The organism is Aureimonas sp. AU12 (assembly GCF_001463705.1).
Taxonomy (GTDB): domain Bacteria; phylum Pseudomonadota; class Alphaproteobacteria; order Rhizobiales; family Rhizobiaceae; genus Aureimonas.
The window spans coordinates 42592-58302 of record NZ_BBWH01000047.1 but is presented as its reverse complement, the minus strand read 5'-3'; the positions used below and the strand labels follow the sequence as shown (position 1 = coordinate 58302).

The 15711-nt window shown below is 64.3% G+C and carries 9 protein-coding genes; 7 read left to right on the top strand and 2 right to left on the bottom strand.

What is annotated here, in order from left to right; all coding sequences use genetic code 11:
- Nucleotides 1–155: 155 nt before the first annotated feature.
- Nucleotides 156–1097, bottom strand: coding sequence for a ring-cleaving dioxygenase (locus tag AUL33_RS18910; RefSeq protein WP_062212035.1), 942 nt, complete (start codon nt 1095–1097; stop codon nt 156–158).
- 226 nt (nt 1098–1323) lie between these two features.
- Between AUL33_RS18910 and AUL33_RS21760 the strand changes: the two genes are divergently transcribed.
- The 7 genes from AUL33_RS21760 (at nt 1324) to AUL33_RS18865 (ending at nt 14914) form a co-directional block, all read left to right on the top strand.
- Nucleotides 1324–5283 (top strand): rhamnan synthesis F family protein, encoded by a 3960-nt coding sequence (locus tag AUL33_RS21760; protein ID WP_192843222.1) that lies wholly within the window; start codon nt 1324–1326, stop codon nt 5281–5283.
- A 22-nt stretch (nt 5284–5305) separates the two neighbouring features.
- Nucleotides 5306–6220, top strand: coding sequence for an NAD-dependent epimerase/dehydratase family protein (locus tag AUL33_RS18890; protein WP_062212022.1), 915 nt, complete (start codon nt 5306–5308; stop codon nt 6218–6220).
- A gap of 740 nt (nt 6221–6960) precedes the next feature.
- The gene (locus AUL33_RS18885; protein ID WP_062212020.1) at nt 6961–9393 is read left to right on the top strand and encodes a calcium-binding protein; all 2433 of its coding nucleotides are present in this window, start codon (nt 6961–6963) and stop codon (nt 9391–9393) included.
- Between the two features lie 97 nt (nt 9394–9490).
- Complete coding sequence (locus AUL33_RS18880) at nt 9491–10051, top strand: methyltransferase domain-containing protein (protein WP_244492350.1); 561 nt, start codon at nt 9491–9493, stop codon at nt 10049–10051.
- A 342-nt stretch (nt 10052–10393) separates the two neighbouring features.
- Nucleotides 10394–12148, top strand: coding sequence for a type I secretion system permease/ATPase (locus AUL33_RS18875; RefSeq protein ID WP_244492348.1), 1755 nt, complete (start codon nt 10394–10396; stop codon nt 12146–12148).
- A gap of 23 nt (nt 12149–12171) precedes the next feature.
- Nucleotides 12172–13572 (top strand): HlyD family type I secretion periplasmic adaptor subunit, encoded by a 1401-nt coding sequence (locus AUL33_RS18870; protein ID WP_062212015.1) that lies wholly within the window; start codon nt 12172–12174, stop codon nt 13570–13572.
- Between the two features lie 124 nt (nt 13573–13696).
- Nucleotides 13697–14914, top strand: a complete 1218-nt coding sequence (locus AUL33_RS18865; protein WP_062212011.1) for a glycosyltransferase family 4 protein — start codon at nt 13697–13699, stop codon at nt 14912–14914.
- Here AUL33_RS18865 and rirA read toward each other — a convergent pair whose 3' ends face one another.
- A complete protein-coding gene (gene rirA / locus AUL33_RS18860; protein WP_062212008.1) occupies nt 14915–15400 on the bottom strand; it encodes an iron-responsive transcriptional regulator RirA in 486 nt (161 codons plus the stop codon).
- Between the last annotated feature and the right edge of the window lie 311 nt (nt 15401–15711).

Here is a 15711-nt window from a genome sequence, read left to right as displayed (position 1 = left end):
AGAGGGAGGGTCGCGAGGCGCATTTGCCGTCCGGCGAGGCCGGTATGTGGCGCCGACCCTACCGGGATCGATCGCAGAGTCAAGCAAAATGCCACCGAAGTCGGCATGCCTGTTTTTCAATCAACTTCGACGGTCGCTTCCCTTCTGTGCCTGTCCTATAGAGGTTTGAGACCGGCCTCGATCTCCCGGCGGCGCGCTTCGAGGAAGGGCGGTAGCGACAGCTGCTCGCCGAGCGTCTCCATCGGCTCGTCGGTCGCAAAGCCTGGTCCGTCGGTCGCGATCTCGAACAGGATGCCGTTGGGCTCGCGGAAGTAGAGCGAGCGGAAGTAGAAGCGATCGACCGGTCCGCTCTTAGGCAGACGAATGCCCGCGAGCCGCTCGGCCCAGGCCTCGTAATCGGCATCGGGAATGCGGAAGGCCACGTGATGGACGCTGCCCGCGCCCTGCCGCGCGGCACTCGCGCCGGGCTCCACCGCGACATGCAGCTCGGCGGCCGGCCCGCCCTCGCCCATCGCGTAGACCTGCGTGACGCCCTGGCCGGACAGGCTGGGATAGTCGCGAACGGGCCGCATCCCGAGGACCTCGCGCAGGACGCGGTCGGTGGGCGCCAGATCCGGCACGCTCATCGTGATCGGCCCGAGACCGCGGATCTGGTGCGCCGCTTCGACCGTGCTACGGTCCCAGGGCGAGGCCGGCCCGGCACCGCCATCGTCGATCAGCGCCAGCCGCTGGCCCTCCGGGTCCTCGAAGCCCAGCGTCGCGCGCCCGCCGACGGTCGCGACCTCGCCGACGATCACGCCCTCGGCCCGCAGCCGCTCCGCCCAGAAGGCCAGCGCCGCCGCCCCCGCCACCCGCAGACCGGTGCGCACGATCGAATGCGTGCCACGCACCTCGCGCGCCACCGGCCAGTCGAAGAAGGTCAGATCCGTCCCCGGATTGGCCTCGCCGTCCGCGTAGAACAGGTGATAGGCACTGACATCATCCTGATTCACCGTCTTCTTCACCAGGCGCATGCCGAGCACGCGCGTGTAGAAATCATGATTCCCCGACGCATCGGCGGTGACGGCGGTCAGGTGGTGGATGCCGGTGAGATGCATGGGTGACAGCCATTGTGAGGAAACCGAGAGTTGCGATCGCGACTGAGATATGAACCCATCGAACGATGGCGAGAGCGATCTTACATTCGAACCGCGGTCCTCGCTGGTGCCGTTATAGTCACTCATACGATGGACGAGCGGACAGACATCTACTTGCCATGGGAGCCGATTGCGGTTCATGAAGGCAAATCATCGATATGACAGACTTCGTTTGGATGGGCAGGAAATGACGGGTACCGACAGCGCATCCTTGCAATCGGACATCAAGGACGTCGGTGTCAGCCAGCCGATCAGCCATCGCTCAACGATCATCGTCGCTGGCATGCACAGAAGCGGAACCTCCGCCGTTGGCGGACTGCTTCACGCCCTCGGAATTAGTCTGCCCGGCAAGCTGATCGCCGGTAAAGTCGACAACCCAAGAGGGTTCTTCGAGAACGAGGCGGTCGTCGAGTTTCACGAGCGGATCCTGAAGACACTGGGATCGGCCTACGACGATCCAACCAGTCTTGATGCGCGTGATCTCCAAGGCGCGAGAGACTCGGGTGCGGTCGACGAGTTGGTAGCGCTGCTGCGAACTGAAATTGGGGGCCTCCGCCTCACAGCGTTCAAGGATCCGCGAGCCTGCCGTTTCCTGCCCATGTGGTTCGCGGCACTTAAGACGCTTGCGATCGAACCGATGGTCGTCATTCCTCTTCGTCACCCTTTTGAGGTGGCAGAGTCACTGGCACGGCGCAACAAGCTCTCGTTGCCGCATGGCCTGCTACTCTGGCTCGATCATACACTCGCCGCCGAGCGGGACTCGCGCGGGACACGCCGCAGCTTCGTCCGTTATTCAGACCTCTTGGGGAATTGGCGCGTCGCCGCGGAGAAGATGGCCGTCGATCTCGACATCGTCTGGCCAACCAGTCTCGATCGTGCAGGACAGCGCGCAGACGCCTTCCTGTCGAACGACCTTCGTCATCACCGCACGCAAGACACCTCGATCGCATCGGGCGACGGCTTGCGAAGGGACGTGGTCCGCGCCTGGAAAGCGCTATGCGCTCTTAGCCAGAGCCCTGATCCAGAGGCCACGGCAACTCTCGATGCGCTGTCGAGCGAGAAGCGGAAGAGTGAGACGCTTTTCGGAAGCTATGTTGCGGCAGAACGCGACCTCGACGTCGTAAGAGACGATCGCATCCAGCAACTGGAAGACCACGCGGTCACGATGGATGCCGTCGTCCGCTCCAAGGACGATGAGATCAGCGACGCACACCGCCAATTGGTCGAGGCGGGAAGCCAACTCGAACGGCTGATACATGAAGGGCAGAGCGATCTAGAAAGACTGGATCAAGCTCATTCCGAAATTGCGTTTCTCGAACGACGCTCTGCGGATGACCAAACGCAGATCGGCAATCTCGGGCGTCAACTCAATGAGACGTCGTCGCTTGTCACAGCCGCGAATATCGCTGCAAACGAGCTAGCCATCCGTGCGAGTACAGTTTCGCATGAACTTTCTGTCATCCAGAGCTCGATGAGTTGGAAGCTCGCGCGACATCTTATCGGGGTGGCAAAGCAGATTCCTGCGCCTGTCCGGTCTCAAGTCAAAGCAGTGGTTGGCAAGGTGCGAGGGCACCAGCCCGCGCTACCTGCGCCGGTTTCTGCCAATACGCTTCAGAGAGCTGACATCAACCAGCAGGTTTACGCCACGATTGAAGGAAGTCGCCTTTTCGACCCTTTGAATTACGAAGGACGCCAACAAGCCGAGGCAGAAAAACTGTCGCCATTGGAACACTACATTCTGTTTGGCGAAGAGCAGGATCTGAAGCCATCCAGTCAATTCGATCCAGGCTTCTACCGTGCTCTCTATCCTGAACTCGGACGGCTGCCCATTAATCTTCTGCATCATTATATTGCGCATGGTGCTGCAGAGGGTCGTGTGGCGATCTCTACCTCGTCCCGACTCGCATATCCCGAGATCGAGCCTGCAGATGGTCGACCGACCGTTCTCATTCTGGTGCACGAGGCGTCGCGCACCGGCGCGCCGATCCTTGCCTGGAACATCGCCCGGAAGCTGAAGCCGACACACCGTGTCCTGGCGCTCCTGCTCGGCAAAGGAGAACTGACCGAACATTTCGCAAGAGATGTAGACGGTCTCATAGGGCCACTAGAGACGTCGGCCGGACGCAGCGCCGCGGAGGCGCGCTACATCATCCGCCAGATCTGCGAGCGCTACGATATCGACTACGTGATCGCCAACAGCGTCGAAACGCGTGCCTACGCTGTCGAATGCACGCGGCAGATGCTGCCGGTCGTATCTCTGGTTCATGAATTTGCTTCCTACACGAAGCCTGCGGGCGTGCTGGAAGAGCTTTTCACACTGTCGGATGAAATTGTCTTTTCCGCCGATCTCGTCAGGCGGCTGTCAGAAGTCGAGTATCCGGTCCTTGGACAACGCCTGCTGCATATCATTCCACAAGGCCAGTCGACGGTTCCTGCCAATCCGCAGTCACGACGCAAAGCGGCCGGCCCTGGCGTAGCGGTGTCACTGCGCCGGGCCGGCGAAGAAGCACACTGTCTCGTCGTCGGAATGGGAACCGTTCAGCATCGAAAGGGGGTCGACCTCTTCATCTCCATGGCTGAGGCTGCAATGCGCGCTGCCCCGGATCGCGGGTTTCGGTTCGTCTGGTTCGGACATGGCTACGATCCGGAGGTCGACGTCCAGTACTCGGCCTATCTGAAGGCGCAGATCGAGATTTCCGGACTCACCGACGTGCTGGACATCTTCCCGTCCACGCCCGACCTAGGCGCCGTCTACGCGCAGGCCGACATCTTCACTCTGACGTCACGCCTCGATCCGCTGCCGAACGTCGCCATCGATGCGTCGCTGGCAGGGCTGCCGGTCGTCTGCTTTGCGAGCGCAAGCGGTTTCGCCGACCTGCTCGAACGGGAGCCGGCAACGGCGACATTGGTCGTGCCGCATCAGGATGCGAGCGCGGCCGGCCGGCTTGTCGCGGAACTTGCGACCGACGAGGAGAGACGGCAGCAACTAGGAACGGCGCTCCGCCGGCTTGGCGAACAGGTGTTCGACATGGACGCCTATGTATCCAACCTGGCCCAACTGGGGCATGCGGCAGCCGAACGCGTACGAGCCCGCAAGGACGATGCTGATTACTTGTCCGCTCAAGGCGCCTTCGACGCCGCGTTCTACAAGGGCGAAGCGTTCGCTCACCTGACCGATGCTCAGGCCCTCGCTCATTACCTGGCATTTGCGGAGAACGCCGGTGCCTATCGAACGAGCAGATCGCGCGTTCATCCGCGCAGGCCGGCACCCGGTTTTCATCCGCTCCTTTATCGTCACAGTAATCCCGAGCACGCCCACGCGGATCCGTTCGTCGAATTCCTGCGAAGCGGCAGGCCGACGGGTGCGTGGGCTCATGCCGTCATCGCGCCAGAAGATCGTCCGGCGGCAGCGCCGAACGATTTGCGAACGGTCCTGCACGGACACTTCCACTATCCAGATCTGGTGCTGGAACTCCTTGAGTGTCTCGTGCCCAACCGCTCGAAATGCGATCTCTTCCTGACGACCAACGATGACGAGGGCGTCGAACTCATCCGTCGGGCGACGAAGCTCTACCGGCTTGGTGAGGTGGACGTGAGGTGCGTACCGAACAAGGGCCGCGACATCGGCCCCCTCCTCACCGAGTTCGCGCAGGTCTCGCGAGACTACGATATCGTCGGACATGTCCACGGTAAACGCAGCACGCACATTGCCGGCGGCAAGGGTGGATACGGCGATCGGTGGCGTGACTTCCTTTGGCAGCATCTTTTGGGGCCCACCCATCCGATGATGGACACCGTCCTTGGGCGAATGGTCGAGGATCGAAGCATCGGCCTAGTCTTTCCGGAAGATCCGCACCTTGTCGGCTGGGATCAGAACAGACCCTTTGCCGAGGATATCGCGTCGCGCATGGGCATCGCCACACCGCTGGTAGACGACTTCACCTTCCCGATCGGAACGATGTTCTGGGCTAGAACGGATGCACTCCGTCCCTTGTGGGACCTCGACATCGATTGGAACGAGTATCCCGACGAGCCTCTTCCCATCGACGGGACGCTTCTTCATGCTCTGGAGCGGCTGATCCCGTTCGCTGTCGAGCATGCGGGCTTGCGGATCGCAGCCACGCACATTCCTGGTGTCGTCCGATGACAGGCAGATGGCCTAGCTTCAGATGATCGGCATCTTCGGAGCCAACGGCTTCATCGGCCGCCATCTCGTGCGCCGGTTGGCGGCAGGAGCGGAAAAGGTCCGCGCGGTGTCGCGCCATTTCGATCCGGCCTTTGCGCAGGAGATGGGCGAGCGCGTCGATCTCGTTCAGGCCGATCTCGGCGACGACATCTCCATGGCGTCCTGCCTGCAGGACCTGCGCGTCGTCGTGCAGCTCGTCAGCACCTCCAGCCCGGGCCTCGAGAACCGCTATGCGTTGAGCGACATCCGCGAGAACGTCATCCCGCAGGTGCAGTTCGTCCAGGGCTGCATCACGGCCGGCGTCGAGCGGCTCGTCTTCCTGTCGTCCGGCGGTACGGTCTACGGACAGCCCGAACAGCTGCCGATCCCGGAGACGCATCCGACCCGTCCGCTGAGCTCGCACGGCATGACCAAGCTCGTGGTCGAGCAATACATCGCCATGTACGGTCGCCTCAGCGGCATGGAGCATGTGATCCTGCGCGTCGCCAACCCGTTCGGGCCCGGCCAGACGTTCCGCAAGGGCCAGGGCCTGATCCCGGCCCTCGTCTCGCGGCACGAACAGGGCCTGCCGATCCGCATCATCGGCGGCGGCGCGGCGGTGCGCGACTTCATCTACATCGACGACCTGATGGACGCCATCGAGCGCGCCATGCACCGGGCGGAGGCGGCGAACCGGACGCTGAACATCGGCAGCGGCGAAGGGCGCCGGATCATCGACGTCATCGACAGGGTCGAAAGCATGCTCGGCGTGCGGTTCGAGCGTGAGCTGGTGGACGGACGCACGTCCGATGTCGACGCCAACATCCTCGACATCGCCCTGGCGCGATCGACGCTCGACTGGAACCCGAAGGTCAACTTCGACGACGCCTTGCGGCGGACGCTGCTCAAGTCCGCCTGAGCGTCGGCTTCGCCGGGACCACCCCCAACGTTAGAGCATTGCCCTCCTTGCCGCCTGCCGCTTCGAACGGGTGTGAGGCCATCGATCCGCAGGAAAAGATCTGCCGGCGGAGCGCCCGCCGGCAAGCGGAGGATGAAAATCGTCACGGTTCGAGGCGACGACGGAGCACGAACCGTTCACCCCCCTCGGTCCGGTTGGCTGAAAGCCGACAGCGAAAAGAACCGTCCATCCGCGTGGGAACACGACGCTCAAGCGTCCGTCGCGGATGCCGAACCGGCGACAGCGGCTCCGTGTGCGCAGCACAGGAATCAGGGCCACCGCCCTTCGATGCGCTCACCCGCAGCATGGGAACCCATCATCCTGCCTCTCCGGGTGCATCCCGGCAGCACCCATTCGTTCAGGGGTTGTCCGACTACGAGATGTCCGCAACCTGCAGGGTTTGCCGCCGACGAGCCCTGTTCGGTGCTCGCCATCGCCAAGACAACGATGAAGATTCGCCCAATTTTCAGGCGCTTACGCCCACGCTGCAGGGGACGCCACCGTTTCTGTCCTGCTGTGGCGGGGCCGCATCACTCGGATTCCCGGGGGTTGTGAAGGACATTTTCCATATTGCATCCTCCTCAACCGGTATGCATACCTCCAACGCAGATTTCATTGCCTTTGCGTAATGGCATCGACGCAAGGAGGGTGCGCAGTGTGCACGCTCGCATCCTGTCCTTTTCGGGCTCCTAGGAGAACACATGGCTACCTTTACATTTGACGGATCTGCGTCGCAGACGATCGCCTTCAACCCGGCCGTCGACGTGCTGAACTTCAACGTTGCGCCCGCCCAGGTCCGCAACGTCCAGGACACCGCCGCTGGCGTCGTCGTCACCCTCGCTTCGGGCGCCTCGCTCACGCTGACCGGCGCCACCTACGCGACGCTCGCCGCTCGTCCGGCCGCGATCGTCGGCGCTGACGGCGGTTCGTTCCTGTTCGCCACCTCGGGCGCCGCCACCAACGGCACGAACTTCAACGACATTCTCGTTGGTTCGGTCGACGGCGACACGCTCGCTGCTGGCAACGGCAACAACCTCGTCTTCGGTGGTCGTTCGAATGCCGACTCGGTGGATGGCGCGGATGTCATCACTGCTGGTACCGGCAACGACACGATTTTCGGCAACGGCGGTAACGACATCATCACGTCGCTCGGTGGCTCCGACTCGGTCATCGGTGGCGCTGGTTCGGACAACATCTTCCTTGCCCCTGTAACGGGTCAGACGGTCACGGTGTTCGGTGGCGGTACGGCTATTGATCCGAACGACCTCAACGACAACATCACGATCAACTCGACCGGCGCTGCCGGCGGCGGCCTCTCGGGCGGCACCGCGCTTGTAACCGGCAACGGCGGCAACGACGTGCTCGTCGTCAACACCAACGGCAACAACACCGTCTACGGCGGTCAGGGCGCTGACAACATCACCGTCGGCTCGGCAGGCGCGGTTGGTAGCAACCTCGTCTACGGTGGCGAGAACGTCACCGGCAACGACGTGATCGCCGTTACGTCTTCTGGCAACAACACCGTTTACGGCGGCATCAGCGGCACCGACAGCGTTGATGGCGCTGACACGATCACGGTCAACGGCGATGGCGCGAACCTCGTGTTCGGCAACGGTGGCGCTGACGGCATCACGATCAACGGCAACGGCCGCAACACCGTTTACGGTGGCGTGGGCGCGGACACGATCACGGTTGCGGCGACTGCCGGTACGGCTGCAAACCTCGTGTTTGGTGGCTCCGAGACTGATGCGATCAACGTTACCAGCAATGGTAACAACACGATCTACGGTGGTACGGGTCCGGTCGACGCGACAGATCTGCTCGACAACATCACTGTGACCGGCGCTGGCAACAACCTCGTGTTCGGCAACGGTGGCGCTGACGTCATCACGATCAACGGCACTGGTCTGAACACTGTTTACGGTGGTCAGGGCGGCGACAACATCACGTTCGGCAACGCTGGTCTCGCGTTCTCGGCAGACGCCCGCGCGGTCGTCTACGGTGGTGAAGGTGCGGACACGATCAGCTTGGCTGGTTTCCTCGGCAACTCGACCATCTATGGTGGCAACGGCGGCGTTGATACGGTTGATGGCAGCATCGACCAGATCACCGGTGGCGCTGGCAACGACCTTATCTTCGGCAACGCGGGTGATGACGTTCTGAGCGGTGGTACCGGCGGCAACGACACCATCTTCGGCGGCGAAGGCAACGACGGTATCACCGTCGCAGCTGGTAACGTGTCGCTTGACGGCGGTGCTGGTAACGACACGTTCACGTTTGCCGGCTCCCTCACCTCGGCCGATACGGTCGTCGGCGGTGCAGGCACCGACACGCTGACGTTCACGGACGCAACGGCTGCTGGCGATGACCTGAACAACGTTTCGGGTATCGAGACCATCACGCTCGGTGCCGCCACCACGACGATCACGACGCTTAATAGCCTCGTGGCGAGTGGTACGACGTTGACGGTTGACGGCGCGCTCGCGACGACGCTGAACTTCAACGGTGCTGCTGAGACCGACGGTCGCTTCAGCGTCACTGGTGGCGCTGGCGCCGATACGATTACTGGTGGTTCGCTGGCTGACACCATCATTGGTGGAAACGGTGCTAACCTTCTGACGGGTGGCGCTGGTAACGACAGCATCGTCGGTGGGACTGGCGTGGACACGATCGTTGGCGGTACCGGCGCTGATATCCTCACCGGTGGTGCAGGTGCGGACGTGTTCCGGTTCGCGGCTGGCGATACGGGTACGCCGTCGGCAACAAACTTCGACACGATCACCGACTTCAACACCGCTGCGACAAGCGATGTGATTGACTTTGCCACGGCTATTACCTTCCAGGCAGGTGGCTCTACCGCTGCGGCTGGGACGGCTTCGATCGCGGCCAATGGTCTGGCCACGTTCAACGCTGCGGATACCACCGTTGCTCAACAGCTGAGCGCCGTTTCCGCTGCGATCACCATCGGTGGCAACACGGCTGGTGAAGCTGCGTTCTTCGTGAACGCCGGTGACACCTACGTGTTCATCTCCGATGGCACTGATGGCATCACTGCCAACGACGTGCTGGTCAAGCTCACAGGCTTCTCGGGCGCCGCGGGCACTATCACTGCCGGCGATCTGACGATTGCCTAATCAGGCTGGCCACTAAGATGGGAAAGGGCGGCGCAAGCCGCCCTTTTTCTTTTCCTTGTTGAATGAGGTTGTTGCGAGGAATGCCCTTTTGACAAATGTGTCGACAGTCGAGAAAGCCTGCCTTCACGTCGGTTGCGGCGCGCCGAACCCCAAAAAGCTCCCCGACTTCTTCCGTCAGTCCGACTGGCGTGAAATCCGGTTCGACATCGATCCGAGCGTGCAGCCCGACATCATCGGCACCATGACGGACATGAGCGCCGTCGAGAGCGGGTCGATGGATGCGCTCTATTCCTCGCACAATGTCGAGCATCTCTACGACCACGAGGTGCCCCTCGCCTTCGCCGAGTTCCTGCGCGTGCTGAAGCCCGGCGGCTTCGCCGTGATCACCTGTCCCGATCTCCAGTCGATCGGGCAGCTTCTGGCCGATGGCAAGCTGGAGGAGGCCGCCTATACCGCGCCCGCCGGCCCCATCACCCCGCTCGACATTCTCTACGGCTACCGCCCGTCCATCGCACGCGGCAACCATTTCATGGCCCATCGCACGGGCTACACCGGCACGACCCTCGGCCAGCGCCTCCATCGCGCCGGCTTCGCCAAGGTCACGGTGTCGAAGGGCGAGCAGTTCGACCTCTGGGCTCGCGCCGACAAGGCCGCCTGACGCGGCGCCCGGGCGCCGTCTCCCCCGCGCCCGCCCCTCGGCCCCGCCCCGCCCAGTCCAGTCCGACACGGGCGCGGCAGGAGAAGCGTCCCCATCCGCCGCCTTCGCCGCGCGTTCCGCCGGGCCGGCGCTCTCGCGCATGCCGCTTTTGCCCGGTGGAAACGCGATTGACGCGGGCCGGGACATAGGAAAAGCCCGGCTTTGCCTGTATGGTCGGGCCCTGGCAGCCCCCGTCTCAGCCGCATTTGCCCTCAAGAAGCCGTGTTTGGCTGGTGTGAGCGGTTCGAGCGTGCGGGCGCCGTCATGTTCCGCAGCGTCCGTTCGCAAAGGCGATCCATGCAGATGAACGTTACCCTCGCGCCGGAAATGCGCGATGCGATCCGCGCTGGCGCCAAGCCCATGGCCTTCGCCGCGCTGTTCTCCTTCGGATCGAACCTCCTCTTCCTCGCGATGCCCCTCTACATGACGCAGGTCTACAGCCGCGTCATCACCTCGCAGTCCGAGGCGACCCTCCTCTTTCTCTCCATCGCCGTCATCATGGCCTTCCTGGTCATGATCGCCCTCGAAGAGCTGCGCGGCCGCATCCTGATCCGCATCGGCACGATGCTGGACCGCAAGATGGCGCCCCGTCTCCTCGACGCCGTGGTCAATGCGGGCCTGCGCGCCGGGCGCCCCGCCCGCGCCTCCGCGCTGCGCGATCTCGACACGTTCCGCCAGGGCCTTGCCGGCAACGTCACCAACACCATCCTCGACGCCCCCTGGGCTCCGATCTTCCTCATCGTCATCAGCATGATCGACTGGCGGCTCGGCCTCGCCGCGACGGTCGGCGCGATCCTCCTGTTCGGCCTCGCCCTCCTCAACGAATACGTGACCAAGCCGGCGCTGAAGGAGGCCAACATCGCCGGCCAGCGCTCCTACGCCGCCACCGATTCGGGCCTGCGCAACGCCGAGGTCATCTACGCCATGGGCATGCTGCCCGGCCTGACCAACCGCTGGAACCGCGACCGCCTCGCCATGCTGGGCGCGCAGGAACAGGCCTCCGAGCGCGGCGGCACCGTTCAGGCGGCGATCCGCTTCCTCAACAATTTCCTCCAGGTCGCCATGCTCGCGGGCGGCGCCCTCCTCGTGATCGAGGGCCTCGCCGGCCCCGGCATCATGTTCGCCGCCGTCATGCTGGTGTCGAAGGCTCTGGCCCCGGTCCAGCGCGCCGTCGGCTCCTGGAGCACCATCGTCGGCACGCGCCAGAGCTTCGAACGGCTCAACGCCCTGCTGCTCGAATTTCCCGCCGCCGAGCGCGGCATGGAACTGCCCCGCCCCGCCGGCAGGCTCCTGGTCGAGGGCTGCTTCTACGCCTTCCCCGGCACCAACAAGGCCCTGCTCAAGAACGTCGCCTTTGCGCTGGAGCCGGGCGACTGTCTCGGCCTGATCGGGCCGAGCGGCGCCGGCAAGTCGTCGCTGGCGCGGCTGCTGATCGGCGTGCAGCGGCCTTCCTCCGGCTCCGTGCGCCTCGACGGCGCGGAGATGCACTCCTGGGGCCGCGATCATATCGGCCGCCATCTCGGCTATCTGCCGCAGGACGTGGAGCTGTTCTCCGGCACCGTGCGCGAGAACATCGCCCGCTTCGCGCCCGAGCCCGACGATGCCGCCGTGCTGGAAGCCACGAAGATGACGGGCGTCCACGACCTCATCCTGCGCCTGCCCGACGGCTATGACACCGAACTCGGCGAGGGCGGCGCCATGCTGTCGGTCGGCCAGCGCCAGCGCGTGGCGCTCGCGCGCGCCGTCTACGGCAAGCCGTCCTTCGTGGTGCTCGACGAGCCGAACGCATCGCTGGACTCGGAAGGCGAGCAGGCGCTGCTGGCGGCGATCGTCAACCTGCGGCGCATGGGCTCGACCGTGGTGGTGATCTCGCACCGCATGTCGGCCCTCAACTATTCGAACAAGATCCTGCTGCTGCGCGACGGGATGGTGGAGCGCTTCGGCCCGCGCGACGAGGTGCTGGCGAAGGTCGTGGCCCCCGCGCCCAACCCCGCGCCTCAGCCGCAGGCCGCCGTCGAAGCCCGCGCCGAGGCCAAGGCGCTCCCGGCCTCGTCCTGACCTCGCCGAGAAAGAGACCCGACATGTCCGTGATCGCCTTCCGCAAGAAGCCCGAACCTGCCGAACCCTCCGAGGGCGCGCCGGAGACCGCGCTCGTCAAGGCCAAGCCACCGACCGCCCGCGACGCGGACGGCGATTTCGAGTTTGGTCTTCGCAAGCCGATCATCGCGGGCTCGGTGATCGTCGGCGTCTTCATCGTCGGCCTCGGCACCTGGGCGGCCTTCGCGCCGCTGAGCGGCGCCGTTCTGGCGACCGGCGTCGTGAAGGTCGAGGACAGCCGCAAGGTCGTGAAGAACCGCGACGGCGGCATCGTCAAGCAGGTGCTGGTGCGCGACGGGCAGCGCGTCGAGGCCGGCGACGTGCTCATGCGCATGGACGACGTGCAGGCGCGCTCGGCCTACGAGGTCTACGACAACCAGCTGATGAACCTCCTCGCCCGGCGCGCCCGCTTCACGGCGGAAGCGAAGGACGAGCCGGCGATCACCTTCCCGCCCGAGGTGCTGGAGCGCCGCGACGATCCGGGAATCGCCCAGCTCATCGCCGACCAGACGACGCTCTTCGACACGCGTCGCCAGTCGCTGACGACGCAGGTCGGCATTCTCGAGCAGCGCGTCCAGCAGCTCAACACCCGCATCGGCGGCTACGAGGTGCAGATCGCCTCGATCAATCGCCAGCAGGAGCTGATCGAGGAGGAGAAGGCCGGTGTCGCCTCGCTCCTGAAGAAGGGACTGGCGCCGAAGACGCAGGTCCTGGCGCTCGAGCGTGCCTCCGTCGATCTCGGCGGGCAGACCGGCAGCCTCAAGTCGCAGATCGCCGAGGCCCGCGAGACGCAGGGCGAGGCACAGATGCAGATCAACCGGCTACGGCAGGATCGCCTGACCGAGGCGAACGAGGGCATCGGCACCGTCCAGTCCGAGATGGCCAACATCGTTCCGCGGTTGCAGTCGGCCCGCGCGACCCTGGCGCTGACCGACGTCCACGCGCCGGCCACCGGCACCGTGATCGGCCTGACGCAGTTCACCGATGGCGGCGTCGTGGGCGCCGGCGAGCGCATCCTCGACATCGTGCCGGACGACACGCACCTCATCATCGAGGCGATGATCAACCCGCAGGACATCGCCAAGATCAAGCCGAACATGGCCGCGCAGGTGAAGCTCACCGCCTACAACCAGCACACGACGCCGTCGGCCGAGGGCAAGATCCTGCGCGTTTCGCCGGACCGGCTGACGATGGAAAACGGCACCGCGTATTTCACCGCGGATGTCGAGGTCGACCCGAAGTCGCTGGCGCACATGGCCGGCGACGTCAGGCTCTATCCCGGCATGCCCGCCGAGGTGATCGTGCCGACGGGTACCCGCACGGCGCTGGACTACATCCTGTCGCCGATCAGCAGTTCGATGGACCGTGCCTTCCGCGAAGAGTAATCTTCGAGGCATCGATGATTCGACCCAGGGCGCGGCTCACCGTCAGGCGAGCGGCGCCCCTTTCATGTCGGCGCAGCCCTGTTCGTCGCCGGCGCCCCTCCCCGCGCTGGAGACAGGCTTTCGTATGATCCGGAACAAGACGCTTCTTTTCGTCCACCAGAATTTCCCCGGCCAGTTCCTGCATCTGTGCCGGGCGCTCTCGGCCGAAAACCGCATCTTCTTCATCACCAAGCCGACCCAGAACCGCCTGTCGAACGTGCGGCTGGTGGAATACACGCCGCATCGCAAGCCCAACCCGGAAACCCATCTCTATCTGCGCACACTCGAAGACGCGGTGCTGCACGGCCAAGGCGTCGCCCGCCTTCTGCTGCAGATGCAGAAGGAGAACATCCGGCCGGACGTGATCATCGGCCATAGCGGCTGGGGCGAGACGCAGTTCGTCAAGGACGTCTTCCCCGACGTTCCGCTGCTGAGCTACATCGAGTTCTTCTACAGCGCGGTGGGCGCCGATGTCGGCTTCGACCCGGAATTTCCGAGCAATCCCGAACTGCGCTTCCAGCTGCGCATCCGCAACCAGATGATCCTCTCCTGCCTCGAGGCGACGGATGTCGGCCTATCGCCGACCGCCTGGCAGCACAGCCGCATTCCCGCGATCTTCCAGCCGAAGGTCGAGATCATCCACGACGGCGTCGACACCGATCTGGTCACCCCCGCGAACAACCCGCGCGTCACGCTCGGTCACGGGCTGACCTTCGACGGGTCCGTGCCGCTCGTCACCTATGTCGCGCGCAACCTGGAGCCCTATCGCGGCTTCCACGTCTTCATGCGAGCGGTGGGGCGTATCCTCGAGGCCAACCCGACCGCGCATATCGTGATCGTCGGCGGCGACGGCGTCAGCTACGGCTCGCGGCTGCCGGAGGGCGAGAGCTATAAGGCCCGCGCGTTGAAGGAAAACCCGGTCGACGAATCTCGCGTCCATTTCGTGGGCAAGCTGGACTACGATGTCTTCAAGCAGCTGCTGCAGGTGTCAGACGCGCATGTCTACCTGACCTATCCGTTCGTTCTGTCCTGGTCGATGCTGGAGTCGATGGCGAGCGAGTGCCTGCTCATCGGCTCGCGCACGCCGCCGGTCGAAGAGGTCGTGCGCCATGGCGAGAACGGGCTGCTCGTGGACTTCTTCGATCCCAGGGAGATCGCCGAGACCGTCACCGAAGCGTTGCGCCGTCCCGAGCTATACCGCGAGATGCGCCGCGCGGCGCGGCGAACCGTCGTGGAGGGCTACGATCTCAAGCGGGTCTGCCTGCCCCGGCAGATCCAGCTCATCGAACGCATGCTCGGCTGATCAGTTGACGGCGGCCAGCGCCGCGGCGGGCACGGCCACGGCGGCAAGCGGGGTTCCCAACCCCAGCTTGGCATGGATCGAGCCGCTGGAGTTCACGAGGCTCTCGATCGTGTAGCCGCCGAGCGTCGTCAGGAAGGCGTCGAGCGCGGCGTGCAAGGCGGCGTTCAGGGCGCAGCTGTCGATGAGCGGGCAATCGACCGCACCCGTCTCAAAGCATTCGGCCATCGCGAAGCTCTCTTCGGTCACCTCGACCACGGCGCGTAGCGTGATCGTGTCGGCGGGCTTGCCGAGCCGCACTCCGCCGTTGCGACCCCGCACCGTCTGCACCATCCCGGCCTCGACGAGCGGCTGCAGGATCTTGAACAGGAAAAGCTCGGAGACATTGTTGGCCGCGGCGATGTCGCCGACGCGGCTCAGCCGGTCCGGATTGGCCGTGCAGTACATCAGGATGCGGATGGCGTAGTTGGTCTGGCGGGTCAGGCGCATCGCGGTCGATCTCCTCCACGAGGCCTGCCGCTCAAGGGCTCGGCCGTCGCTCGTTCACCCTGTTTAGAACGATTCCAGCACAAAGGAAAGCGGACGAACGCGCTCCGCTTTGGGGCGCGGATGGTCGCAGCTGCACCCGGTTCGCGTCGAAAGGGTGGCAGCGACACGGCTTATCCACGCTTTGCACCTTCGACGGGCATTGGCGAAGCGTGAAGCGGTTGCTAAGAAATTCCGCATGCCTGTTCGCGATGCGAAAGACCGTGCCTCGTGCCGCCTCCGCCGTCCGTCAGGGTCCTTTCGAAACAAAGGCG